Here is a 12,251-nt window from a genome sequence, read left to right as displayed (position 1 = left end):
ATATCCCTCGTCCAAAGGCGCGCGTGGTCGCTCATCGCCAACGTATCTCGAAGCTGATCCTGCGCCGCTTTGCGCGGACGGCGCTGTCGCGCGCTTCGGGTGGCTCGGTGGCGCTGTCCCGTCTGTGGCCGGGGCGCGCTGACCGGCTGATCATCGCGCCGCACGACCTGCGCACCGCCGACGCCACCCGCGCGGCTGAGATCTACGCCGGCCGCTTCGTCTTTGCCGGCAAGATCGTTACCTGCCACGGCCGCTCGATCTTCGACCTCGAGCCGCCGTCGGAAGACTGGGAAGTGGCCCTGCTCGGCTTCGGCTGGCTGCGCCATCTGCGCGCCGCCGACACCGCCATCACCCGCGCGAATGCCCGGTCGCTGGTCGACGACTGGATCACCAACCCGTCGCGAAAGCGGCCGGTCGGCCGCCGCGCCGATGTCACCGCGCGCCGCGTGATCTCGCTCTTGTCGCAGGCGCCGCTGGTGCTCGGCGACACCGACGGCAAGTTTTACCGTCGATATCTGCGCGCCTTGACCCGCGAGATCCGCACCCTGCGCTATACATTGTCCGACGTGCCGGACGGCGTGCCGCGGCTGCAGGTGCTGATCGCGCTGTGCTATGCCTCGTTGTGCCTGGCCAACCAGGCCCGCCACGTCCGTACCGCCACCAAGAAACTGTCCGACGAGTTGCAGCGCCAGATCCTGCCGGATGGCGGCCACATCTCGCGCAATCCCGGCGCGCTGATCGAGCTGCTGATCGACCTCTTGCCGCTGCGCCAGACCTTTGCAGCGCGCAACATCGCGCCGCCGCCGGCGCTGCTCAATGCGATCGACCGCATGATGCCGATGCTGCGCTTCTTCCGCCATGGCGACGGCAGCTTTGCCCTGTTCAACGGCATGAGCAATGCGCCGTCGCATCTGTTGGCGACGCTGCTGGCCTATGACGACACCCACGGCACGCCGATGGTGAACATGCCGCATACCGGCTTCCAGCGCCTCGACGCCGGCGCGACGACTGTGATCATCGACACCGGCCCGCCGCCGCCGGCGAAGCTCAGCCAGGAGGCGCATGCCGGCACGCTGTCGTTCGAATTGTCCGCCGGTCCCAGCCGGATCGTGATCAATTGCGGCATGCCCGCCACCGGGCGCGACAACTGGCGCGCCTTTGCCCGCAGCACGCCGGCGCATTCCACCGTGACCTATCACGAGACCTCGTCGTGCCGCTTTGTCGAACGCTCGTCGATGAAGAAGTTCCTACAGGGCGCGCCGATCGTCGATGGGCCGCGCGTGGTCGAGAGCTACCGCGAGATCAACGAAAACGGCACCATGCTGACGACGTCGCATGACGGCTACCAGGGTCGCTTCGGCGTGGTGCACCGCCGGGTGCTGATGATGGCCGAGGACGGTTCGCGGCTCGATGGCGAGGACACGATGTCGATGGCGCCGGGGGCGCGGCTCAAGGCCAGCAATACCGACTATGCGATCCGCTTCCACCTGCATCCGTCGGTCAAGGCGAGCCGGCTGTCGGACGCCCGCGGCGTCATGCTGGTGCTGCCGAACCGCGAGGTCTGGACCTTCGAGGCGCTCGACGACAAGGTCGAGCTGGAGGACAGCGTGTTCCTGGCGGGCAATGACGGACCGCGCCGTACCGCGCAGATCGTGATCCGGCAGGATTCCAAGAACACGTCCAGCGTGCGCTGGAGCTTTGCCCGCTCGGCCTCCTCCCCTGCCGCCACCAACGCCCGTCGCAACGCGCGCCGCGAGCCGGAATTGCCGCTGTAGGGGTTCTATCCCAGGCGCTATTCGGTCCACGTTGTGCAGGACGGCGAAAACTGCTAATCGACCCTCGCTCGCGCGACTGGCGACCTTGGATGGAGCACCATCGGGAAGCGCGAGCCACATCTGCCGCGCGCCTGGGCATCACATTCCTTCAACCAGAGGATTTTGCCCATGACCGATCACCCGCGCAAGATCACCCGCGCATTGCTGTCCGTTTCCGACAAGTCCGGACTGATCGAATTCGCCCGCGCGCTGGCCGCCCACGGGGTTGAGCTCGTGTCCACCGGCGGCACCGCCAAGGCAATTGCTGCTGCAGGCCTCAAGGTGTCCGACGTCTCCGACCTCACCGGCTTTCCCGAGATGATGGACGGCCGCGTCAAGACGCTGCATCCGAAGGTGCATGGCGGGTTGCTGGCGATCCGCGGCAATGCCGAGCACGTGCAGTCGATGACCGAGCACGGCATCAAGCCGATCGATCTCCTGGTGGTGAATCTTTATCCGTTCGAGGCGACCGTCGAGAAAGGCGCGTCCTACGAGGACTGCATTGAGAATATCGACATCGGTGGTCCCGCGATGATCCGCGCTGCCGCCAAGAACCATGACGACGTCACGGTGGTGGTCGAGGCGTCCGACTATCAGTCGGTGCTCGACGAGCTTGCCACGAACAACGGCGCGACCACGATCACGCTGCGCCGCCGCCTTGCCGCAAAAGCCTATGCGCGCACCGCGGCCTATGACGCCGCGATCTCGAACTGGTTCGCCGCGCAGTTGAAGATCGAAGCGCCTGACTTCCGCAGCATCGGCGGCAGGCTCGTCGAGGCGTTGCGCTACGGCGAGAACCCGCACCAGTCGGCCGCGTTCTACCGCACCCCCGAGCAGCGCCCCGGCGTCGCCTCGGCGCGCCAGGTGCAGGGCAAGCAATTGTCCTACAACAATCTCAACGACACCGACGCGGCCTATGAGTGCATCGCCGAGTTCAACGCGAAGCGCACCCCGGCCTGCGTCATCGTCAAGCATGCCAATCCCTGCGGCGTCGCCGAAGGCAGCGACCTGGTCGAGGCCTATCGCAAGGCGCTGGCCTGCGACTCCACCTCGGCGTTCGGCGGCATCGTCGCATTGAACCGCACGCTGGATGCGGAGGCCGCGCGCGCGATCACCGAGATTTTCACCGAGGTCATCATCGCGCCCGATGCCACCGACGAGGCGATCGCCATCGTCGCTTCGAAGAAGAATTTGCGGCTGCTGCTGGCCGGCAGCCTGCCCGATCCGCGCGCGCCAGGCCTGACCTACAAGACCGTCGCCGGCGGCCTGCTGGTGCAAAGCCGTGACAACGCCGTGGTCGACGACATGACGCTGCGCGCGGTGACGAAGCGGCAGCCGACCGAGGCCGAACTGCGCGATCTGAAATTCGCGTTCCGCGTCGCCAAGCACATCAAGTCCAACACCATCGTCTATGCCAAGGATCTCGCCACCGTCGGCATCGGCGCCGGCCAGATGAGCCGGATCGATTCTGCCCGCATCGCCGCGCGCAAGGCGCAGGATGCGGCGGTGGAAATGAAGCTGGCGGAGCCGATGACCAGGGGTTCTGTGGTGGCGTCGGACGCGTTCTTCCCGTTCGCCGACGGTCTCCTGGTGGCGATCGAGGCCGGCGCCACCGCGGTGATCCAGCCCGGCGGCTCGGTGCGCGACGACGAGGTGATCAAGGCCGCCGATGACGCCGGCATTGCCATGGTCTTCACCGGGGTGCGGCACTTCAAGCACTGAGTTTCGACTGGACGGAGCGACGGCGTTCCGTTCACCTCTCCCCATTGGGGCGAGGTCGGCCCGGCGAAGCGTAGCGAAGCCGGGGCGGGTGAGGGGGCACAGCTCCATCGAGAGGTCCCTGACCCCTCACCCGGCCGCGCTTGCTTTGCTCGCGCATCCGACCTCTCCCTCCGGGGATAGGTGAACGGAGCCCGGCCGCAAAGCTCAGCGCTGCGTCACGACCACGGGCGTACCGACCGGGACGCGGCCGAACAGGTCGCTGATGTCCTCATTGTACATTCGCACGCAGCCATAGGAGACGAAGCCGCCGATCGAGCCCGGACGGTTGGTGCCGTGAATGGCGTATTCGCCGCCGGCCAGCGTCAGCGCGGCGACGCCCATCGGGTTGGACGGCGATCCGCCGGCGATCACGTCGGGAAGTCGCGGATTGTCGCGCTTGACTTCCGCCGGGGGTGACCAGGCCGGTTCTCGATACTTGCCGTCGATCTTGGTGACGCCTTCCCACTGCTTGCCGGGCCGGCCGACGCCGACCGGATAGCGCACCGCGGTGCCGTCATCGAGCACGAGATACAGCCGGCGCTCGCTGGTCTTCACCACGATCGTGCCGGGTGCATAGCCGCCCTGGAACACGACCCGCGCCGGGCTGGCCTGCACCGGATGCGAAGCCAGCGCCCCCGCGGCAAGAGTAGCGGCCAGCGCAACGGCGTACTTCGTCGGCATCAATCCCTCCCATGAATGAACGAAATGGTGCCGGGATCATCGAGCGATCGCCTTAAGCATCCGGTATCATCCGGCGCCGGCGGCGATCGAACGGCGCGATCAAGGAGAAATCCTGCCGACAAAGTAAATGATCTGGAAATCACAGCGGCGGGCAAACCGCGCGGCGAAAGGTGAAGTCGATGATCAGGCAGGGAACGGTGCGCTGCGGGTCACAGCAGAAAGGGGGGCACCAGCAGTGCCACCGTCGTTGCGAGCGCAGCGAAGCAATCCAGAAAGCGGAAAGCGCAGTAAGAACCGGATTGCTTCGTCGCAAGGGCTCCTCGCAACGACGGCTGATAGGCCAAAGCTTAATCTCAAGGTAGTCGCCAGAGAAGACTGGCGACCGTATTCGGCGTCAATTACACCCCCGGCCGCTTGTTCTGACGGTGCTCGACGAGATCATCCACCACCGCCGGATCGGCCAGCGTCGAGGTGTCGCCCAGCGTGCCGGATTCGTCCTCGGCGATTTTTCGCAGGATGCGCCGCATGATCTTGCCGGAGCGGGTCTTCGGCAGGCCCGGCGCGAACTGGATGAGGTCCGGCGAGGCGATCGGGCCGATGTCCTTGCGGACCCAGCCGACCAGTTCCTTGCGCAGCTCCTCGGTCGGCTCCACGCCCGTCATCAGCGTGACATAGGCGTAGATGCCCTGACCCTTGATGTCGTGCGGATAGCCGACCACCGCGGCCTCCGAGACTTTTGCGTGCGAGACCAGCGAGCTCTCGACCTCGGCGGTGCCCATGCGGTGGCCGGAGACGTTGATGACGTCGTCAACCCGCCCGGTGATCCAGTAGTAACCGTCGGCGTCGCGGCGGCAGCCGTCGCCGGTGAAGTACTTGCCGGGATAGGTCGAGAAATAGGTCTGCTCGAAGCGCGCATGGTCGCCGTAGACCGTCCGCATCTGGCCGGGCCAGGACCGCGCGATGCACAGATTGCCCTGAGTCTCGCCGGCCTGCACATGGCCGTCGGCATCGACGATCTCCGGCACCACGCCGAAGAACGGCCGCGTCGCCGAGCCCGGCTTGAGTCGGGTCGCGCCCGGAAGCGGCGTGATCAGGATGCCGCCGGTTTCGGTCTGCCACCAGGTATCGACGATAGGGCAGCGCTTCTCGCCGACCACGTTGTAGTACCACTCCCAGGCCTCCGGATTGATCGGCTCGCCGACGCTGCCTAGCAGCCGCAGGCTCTTGCGGGAGGTGAGGTGCACCGGATCGTCGCCGGCCTGCATCAGCGCGCGGATCGCGGTCGGCGCGGTGTAGAAGATGTTGACCTTGTGCTTGTCGATGACTTCCCAGAACCGCGACATCGTCGGATAGCTCGGCACGCCCTCGAACATCAGCGTGGTCGCGCCGTTGGCCAGTGGCCCGTACAGGATGTAGCTGTGGCCGGTGACCCAGCCGACGTCGGCGGTGCACCAGTAGATATCGCCCTCGTGATAGTCGAACACGTATTTGTGCGTCATCGAGGCGAACAGCAAATAGCCGCCGGAGGTGTGCAGCACGCCCTTGGGCTGGCCGGTCGAGCCCGACGTGTAGAGGATGAACAGCGGATCTTCCGCATTCATCGCCTCGCACGGGCATTCGGCGGTGACCATCTCGGCGGCTTCGCGGTACCAGAAGTCGCGCGCCGGATCCATGGTGACCGCACCGCCGGTATGCTTGACCACGACCACCCAATCGACGTCGCCGGCCTTGGCTACGGCGGCATCGACATTGGCCTTCAGCGGCACCTTCTTGCCGCCGCGCAGGCCTTCATCCGCGGTGATGATGATCCTGGACTGGCAATCGGTGATGCGCTGGGCGAGCGAGTCCGGCGAGAAGCCGGCAAACACCACCGAATGGATCGCGCCGATTCGCGCGCAGGCCAGCATCGCATAGGCCGCCTCGGGGATCATCGGCAGATAGATGGTGACGCGGTCGCCCTTCTGGACGTTGCGGGTGCGCAGGATGTTGGCGAAGCGGCATACCTCGTCGTGCAGTTCCTGATAGGAGATGTGGCGCGACTGTGAGGGATCGTCGCCCTCCCAGATGATCGCGGTCTGCTTGGCGCGCGCCGGCAGGTGGCGGTCGATGCAATTGTAGGCGACGTTGAGCACGCCGTCCTCGAACCACTTGATCGAGATCTTGCCGGGCGCGAACGAGGTGTTCTCGACGGTGGTGAACTTCTCGATCCAGTCGAGGTTTTCGGCCTGCTCGGCCCAGAAGGCGTCCGAATCGTGCACCGAGCGATCGTACATCGCGAGATATTTGGCATCGTCGACGTAGGCGCGCGTAGTCCATTCGGCTGGCACGTCGTAGATTTTCTCGGACATGTTCCCCTCCTTGCACTGCGATCACGGCCGCGGGTGGCCGCAACGGCTGTCGTTGTTCCCGCGATTATGCGCCCGCGCGGGGTACCGCGACAAGGCACTCGTCCTAGGCCTTTTGTAGGTCGGCAAGTCGTCCTGCCGCCCACACGGCAATTCCGGCCTTACCGGCCCCGAACCCGGCAGAGGCGGATAACGTCATGATGGAACAGTCGAATTTGTAGCCTCGTGGCGCAAGCCCGGCGGCGTGAAGCGCGTGCCACGGAATTCCAACGGTTATCCGTGCCGTTATCTTCCGGGCCACGGCGGAGCCGGCAAGGCTACGCCAAGCCCCATACGGCGGTGAGCTTGATGTCGGCATCTTCCAGTTCGCGCGACACCGGCACCCTGTACTCCGCAATCCTGTGCAGCCGGGCCTTCGGCAGGAAGCTGCGACCGGGGTCGCCGATCAGGACGGTCGCGCCGGCTACGGCTTTATCGTCGAGGAAGTCGAAGGCGCGTTTCGCCGTGTCGCTTTCATAAAAGATATCGCCGGCTAAAATGGTTTCGGCCACAGGCGCGGTCGCGCCCGCCAGCAGATCGTCGCCGCTGACCTCGATCACGACCTTGTTGACGCGCGCGTTCAGTGCGATCGCCATGCGGGCAAAGCCGTCGATGTCATAGGCGATGACGCGGGCGGCGCCGGCTTTCGCGGCGGCGATGGCGACGATGCCGGAGCCGGAGGCGAGATCGATCACGGTTTTGCCGGCAACTGTCTCGGGATGATCCAGGATATAGCGCGCCAGCGCCTGGCCGCCGGCCCAGGCAAAGGCCCAGAAGGGCGGTGGCAGGCCGATCTCGTTGATCTCGTCTTCGGTCTTGGTCCATAGCGGCACCGCCTCGTCGGCGATGTGCAGCCCGATTTCCGGCACCAGCGGCACCGGGAGCAACAGCGTATTGGCGATGATGAAGACGGCCGGATCGCCGACCGCCGCAGGCACGAGCATGTTGTCGGCGCTCACGTCGAAAGAAGCGTCTGCGCGCGCGCGCTCACAGTCCGCCCAGCTTGCAGATCATCTTCCATTCGGCATCCGTTACCGGCTGCACCGACAGCCGCGAATATTTTAGCAGCGCCATTTCTGCGAAACGCTCATCGGCCTTGATCGCAGCCAATGTCACCGGCGTCTTCAGCGGCTTGTCGGCCTTGATATCGACGCAGACGAATTTCGAGGATTCATCGGTCGGGTCCGGGTAATGCTCCTTGATGATCTCGGCGATGCCGACGATCTCCTTGCCCTCGTTGGAATGATAGAAGAAGGCGCGGTCGCCCTTCTTCATCTTCATCATGTATTGCTTGGCGGTGTGGTTGCGCACGCCCGTCCAGGCTTCGCCCTTCGCGCCTTTGGCGACCTGTTGGTCCCACGACCATGTCGAGGGCTCCGATTTAACCAGCCAGTGCGCCATTAGTATCCCTCTGCCTTGAACGGCCGCGTCAGCAGGCCCTCGATCGCCTGGTCGATGGTGGCCGCGCCGCTGAGAATCGCGGCAACGGCATTGGCGACCGGCATATCGATGTGTCTGGAAGCTGCCAGTTCAACCAGAACCGGCGCGGTGAATTCGCCCTCGGCGAGCCTGTCGCGCGCGGGTTGCTCGCCACGGCCGAGTGCGGCGCCGAGAGAAAAATTGCGCGACTGCGCGCTGGAGCAGCTCAGGATCAGATCTCCAAGCCCGGACAGGCCCGACAGCGTCTCGCTTCGCGCGCCGCAGGCGCGGCCGAGCCGCAGCAATTCGCTGAAGCCGCGCGTCGTCAGCGCCGCGAGTGCGGAGGCGCCGAGCTTGCGGCCGGCGACGATACCGGCGGCGATCGCCAGCACGTTTTTTGCAGCACCGCCGATCTCGACGCCGCGCACGTCGGTGGAGTGGTAGGGCCGGAAGGTCGCCGAGCCCAGCGCCTTCACGAGATCGATCGCCATGGTCTCATCGGCGCAGGCCAGCGTCACGGCCGTCGGCAATCCCCGCGCGACGTCGTCGGCGAAATTCGGTCCCGACAGGATCGCCGGGACGGCGTTCGGCGCCACCGCTGCGATCACCTCGGTCATGAACAGCCGCGTGCCGCGCTCGATGCCCTTGGCGCAGGCGACCACGGGCTTGCCGTCGGAGAGCAGCGGCGTCAGGGCCGTCAGCGCGTCGCGCAATTGCTGCGACGGTACGGCGAGCAGAATGACATCCGCACGCGCGGTCAGCGCGAGATCGGCCGTCACAAAAACCGAGGCATCGATCGCCACGCCCGGCAGCCGCGGGCTTTCGCGCGTGATCTGCATTTGCTCGGCGGCGGCGGTCGAGCGCGCATAGAGCACGACCTCACGCCCGGCGCGCGCGGCAACGTCGGCTAGCGCCGTGCCATAGGCCCCGGCGCCGATCACCGCGACTGAACTGAAGTTCACCATCGCGCTATCCTCAATACGCTGCGCGGGTTTTGCCGTAACCGGCCGGCGCGACCGCATCGGCATCGAGCAGCCAGCGGGCGCGCGGCGCAGCTTCCATCGTGTCGGTGAGGCCCAGCGCCAGGCGTTCGGCGCCGGCCCAGGCGATCATCGCGCCGTTGTCGGTGCACAATTCCGGCGGCGGCATGATCAGGATGGTGCCGGCCTTGGCCGCCACTTCCAGCAGCGCGCCGCGGATCGCCTTGTTGGAGGCGACGCCGCCGGCCGCCACCAGCGCCGTCGGCTCGCCGAAACGTTCCTTGAACAGGCGCAGCCCGACGCTGAGCCGGTCGGCGGTAGCATCCAGCACGGCGGCCTGGAAGCTGGCGCAGAGATCGTTGATGTCCTGCGGCTCAAGCGGCGCGATGCGGCCGGCCTCGTTGCGCACCGCGGTCTTGAGGCCGGACAGCGAAAAATTGGCGTCGGGGCGACCCAGCATCGGCCGCGGAAACGCAAAGCGTTTGGCATCGCCGGAAGCGGCGGCGTGCTCGACCTGCGGCCCGCCGGGATAGGGCAGGCTGAGCATTTTTGCCACCTTGTCGAAGGCCTCGCCCATCGCGTCATCGACAGTGGTGCCGAGCCGTACATAATCGCCGACGCCGAGCACCGCGACGATCTGGGTGTGGCCGCCGGAGGCCAGGAACAGGCAATAGGGAAACGACAGCGCGTCGGTCAGCCGCGGCGTCAGCGCATGCGCCTCCAGATGGTTCACCGCGATCAGCGGCGTGTCATGCACCATCGCGATCGCCTTCGCCGTGGTGAGGCCGACGATCACGCCGCCGATCAGGCCGGGACCGGCGGCGGCGGCGACCGCGGAAAGATCGATGAAGCCGGTATCGGCCTCGGTCATCGCGCGGCGCACGATACCGTCGAGCAGGTCGATATGGGCGCGCGCCGCGATCTCCGGCACCACGCCGCCATAGGGCGCGTGGTCGGCGATCTGCGAATGCACGATGTTGGACAGGATGCGGCCGGAACCGTCCGGGCGGCGTTCGATCACGGCCGCGGCGGTCTCGTCGCAGGTCGTCTCGATTCCCAGCACGCGCATCGGCCTACCCGTCAAAATTCAATCCTTGCACAATCCGCCCGAGCGGGCTTTTGCTGCCCCGGCGTAGCATTGCGGGGTTGCACGGTGCAATCTCCGAAGCTCCTTCACCTCTTCCGCCGATCGATCGGAAAGCGTCGCCGCATGGCCATTCTCGTCACCCGCCCGCAGCCCGACAATGACCGCACCGCAAGCGCGTTGCGGGCCCGCGGGCTCGACGTCTTGCCGGCGCCGATGCTGCGCTTCGAGAAGGTGATCGTGCAGGACGACCATGCCGACGACGCGCAGCCGCATTACGGCGCGGTGATCGTCACCTCCGCCAATGCGCTGCGCGCGATAGAGGACCAGCCGATCAAGGCTGCCCTGCTTGAGCTGCCGCTGTTTGCGGTCGGCGAGCGAACCGCCGAGGCGGCGCGGGACATCGGCTTCACGAACGTGATCTCCGCCGATGGCGACGCCCATGCGCTGCGCGACCTCGTGGTTGCGCAGGTCAAGGCGAAGCTACTGAAGAATTCTGCCACGCTTTTGTATCTCGCCGGCGCCGATCTGGCCCGCGATCTCGCCAGTGAACTCGGGCAACGCGGCTTCAGCGTCGTTACCCACACCGCCTACCGGATGGCGCCGGTGACCGAGCTGCCCGCCGCGGTATCCGACGGCTTTGCCGCGGGAACCATCCAGGCCGTGCTGCACTATTCAAGGCGCAGTGCGCGCGCGTTCTTCGCCGCGTCGCGCGCCGCCGGCGTCGAAATTTCGGCACTTGCGGTACCTCATATCTGCCTGTCCGATTCCGTGGCATCGATCGTGCGCGATGCCGGCGCCACCCAGGTGCTGCTGGCGGCCACGCCGGATGAAAATGCCCTGTTCGCGGCGCTGGACCGTGCCATCGCGCCTTTATCGCGCTAAGAGAAGATGGCGAACCTGACCGGGTTCGCCCCTGCCAAGAGGAACCCGCGCCATGGTCGATGACAGGCCCGAACCGACTGGACCGCTGGACCCGAACCGGCCGCGCCGCGCGCCATCGACCATCGAGTTGCCGGCCTCCGAGGTGACCAGCGCGACCTCCGGGCCGACGGTTTCCGAATCGGCCGACGAGCCGAAGATGGCTCCCGAGCTGCCGGAGGAAACCGCCGCCGAATCGATCGCCGATCCGGTCTCCCCGGAGGAGACAGCGCTGCCGTCTGCGAAGCGCCCCTCGGTGGTGCTGCCCGCTGCGACCGGCGCGCTGACGGCGGCTTTGCTGCTTGGCGGTGCCTGGCTGGCCGGCTGGCCCGGTGCGCCGGCGCCGGAACCGCAGGACAATTCCGCGCTCGATGCCCTGGCCGCGCGCGTTGCCCGGATCGAGGCTCGTCCGGCCGCACCGGCCAATGCGGGTACCGCGCCGGACTCGGCGCAGGCCGCCCGGCTCGACACTCTGGAAAAATCGCTGGCCGCGCTGCGCAGTGACCTCGCCGCGGCGAAATCCCAGACCGCCGTCGCCGTCGCCGCGGTTTCCGAGCTGAAATCCGCAGCGGCCGGGCCGGCAGTCGACCTTTCGCCGATCACTGCCCGGCTCGGCGCGGTCGAGCGCGCCGCCGGCGCCCTGAAAACCGAAATCGTCGAGCAAAGCGCCAAGCCGGCCGACGACCGGCCGCTGCGTCGCGTCGTCGCCGCCTCGCTGCTCGACAGCACCGTGCGGCAAAGCGAGCCTTATGCTGCGGCCCTTGCTGCAGCAAAACCGCTGGCCGATGATGCCGCGGCGCTGAAACCGCTCGACGGCTTTGCCGCCACCGGCGTGCCGAATGCCGCCGCACTTGGCCGTGAGCTGCTGGCGTTGCTGCCGAAGCTGGTCCCCGCGGCCGAGCCGGTGTCGACCGGCAGCATCGTCGATCGCCTGCAGGCCGGCGCCGCCCGGCTGGTCCGCATCGAGCGGACCGACGCCGTCGCCGGCCCCGACAGCGCGGCGATTGCGTCGCGCGCCGCCGCCGCCGCGCGTCGCACCGACCTCGCCGAGGCCAGGCGCGAACTCATGACCTTGCCGCCGGCAGATCGCGCCACCGTGCAGCCGTGGATCGACCGCGTCGATGCCCGCGACCTAGCCCTTGCCACCTCCCGTCAGTTCGCCGCCGACGCGATGGCGGCGCTGTCCAAGCCGGCGCGATAGGAAACC

The 12,251-nt window shown here is 66.9% G+C and carries 10 protein-coding genes and 1 riboswitch; of the genes, 4 read left to right on the top strand and 6 right to left on the bottom strand.

All coding sequences use genetic code 11. From position 1 onward, the window contains the following. Window positions 1-59: 59 nt before the first annotated feature. Window positions 60-1,775 carry a heparinase II/III family protein gene (locus tag FNL56_RS01635; protein WP_143575978.1) on the top strand — a complete coding sequence of 572 codons (1,716 nt, stop codon included), beginning with the start codon at window positions 60-62 and terminating at the stop codon, window positions 1,773-1,775. A gap of 62 nt (window positions 1,776-1,837) precedes the next feature. Further along, a riboswitch (ZMP/ZTP riboswitch) is annotated at window positions 1,838-1,919 on the top strand. A gap of 24 nt (window positions 1,920-1,943) precedes the next feature. Continuing rightward, complete coding sequence (gene purH / locus FNL56_RS01630) at window positions 1,944-3,536, top strand: bifunctional phosphoribosylaminoimidazolecarboxamide formyltransferase/IMP cyclohydrolase (protein WP_143577420.1); 1,593 nt, start codon at window positions 1,944-1,946, stop codon at window positions 3,534-3,536. 204 nt (window positions 3,537-3,740) lie between these two features. Here purH and FNL56_RS01625 read toward each other — a convergent pair whose 3' ends face one another. From FNL56_RS01625 to tsaD, 6 genes are all read right to left on the bottom strand, one after another. Further along, window positions 3,741-4,256 (bottom strand): L,D-transpeptidase, encoded by a 516-nt coding sequence (locus FNL56_RS01625; RefSeq protein ID WP_143571281.1) that lies wholly within the window; start codon window positions 4,254-4,256, stop codon window positions 3,741-3,743. 398 nt (window positions 4,257-4,654) lie between these two features. Beyond that, window positions 4,655-6,604, bottom strand: a complete 1,950-nt coding sequence (gene acs / locus FNL56_RS01620) for an acetate--CoA ligase (RefSeq protein WP_143571280.1) — start codon at window positions 6,602-6,604, stop codon at window positions 4,655-4,657. 314 nt (window positions 6,605-6,918) lie between these two features. Continuing rightward, window positions 6,919-7,584, bottom strand: coding sequence for a class I SAM-dependent methyltransferase (locus tag FNL56_RS01615; RefSeq protein WP_143575977.1), 666 nt, complete (start codon window positions 7,582-7,584; stop codon window positions 6,919-6,921). Window positions 7,585-7,627: 43 nt separating this feature from the next. After that, the gene (locus FNL56_RS01610; protein WP_143571279.1) at window positions 7,628-8,041 is read right to left on the bottom strand and encodes an EVE domain-containing protein; all 414 of its coding nucleotides are present in this window, start codon (window positions 8,039-8,041) and stop codon (window positions 7,628-7,630) included. After that, on the bottom strand, window positions 8,041-9,024 hold the full coding sequence (locus tag FNL56_RS01605) for an NAD(P)H-dependent glycerol-3-phosphate dehydrogenase (protein WP_143571278.1): 984 nt from the start codon (window positions 9,022-9,024) through the stop codon (window positions 8,041-8,043). The genes FNL56_RS01610 and FNL56_RS01605 overlap by 1 nt, the downstream gene beginning before the upstream one ends. A gap of 10 nt (window positions 9,025-9,034) precedes the next feature. After that, window positions 9,035-10,108 (bottom strand): tRNA (adenosine(37)-N6)-threonylcarbamoyltransferase complex transferase subunit TsaD, encoded by a 1,074-nt coding sequence (tsaD, locus tag FNL56_RS01600; RefSeq protein WP_143575976.1) that lies wholly within the window; start codon window positions 10,106-10,108, stop codon window positions 9,035-9,037. A 141-nt stretch (window positions 10,109-10,249) separates the two neighbouring features. Between tsaD and FNL56_RS01595 the strand changes: the two genes are divergently transcribed. Together FNL56_RS01595 and FNL56_RS01590 are read left to right on the top strand one after the other, a co-directional pair. Next, window positions 10,250-11,008, top strand: a complete 759-nt coding sequence (locus FNL56_RS01595) for a uroporphyrinogen-III synthase (protein WP_143577419.1) — start codon at window positions 10,250-10,252, stop codon at window positions 11,006-11,008. A 52-nt stretch (window positions 11,009-11,060) separates the two neighbouring features. Further along, window positions 11,061-12,245, top strand: a complete 1,185-nt coding sequence (locus FNL56_RS01590; protein WP_143571276.1) for a hypothetical protein — start codon at window positions 11,061-11,063, stop codon at window positions 12,243-12,245. The last annotated feature ends 6 nt before the right edge of the window (window positions 12,246-12,251 follow it).

The organism is Tardiphaga sp. vice304, assembly GCF_007018905.1.
Lineage (GTDB): Bacteria > Pseudomonadota > Alphaproteobacteria > Rhizobiales > Xanthobacteraceae > Tardiphaga.
Note: the sequence above shows the minus strand (reverse complement) of the source record. Positions and strands in the feature narration are given on the sequence as shown.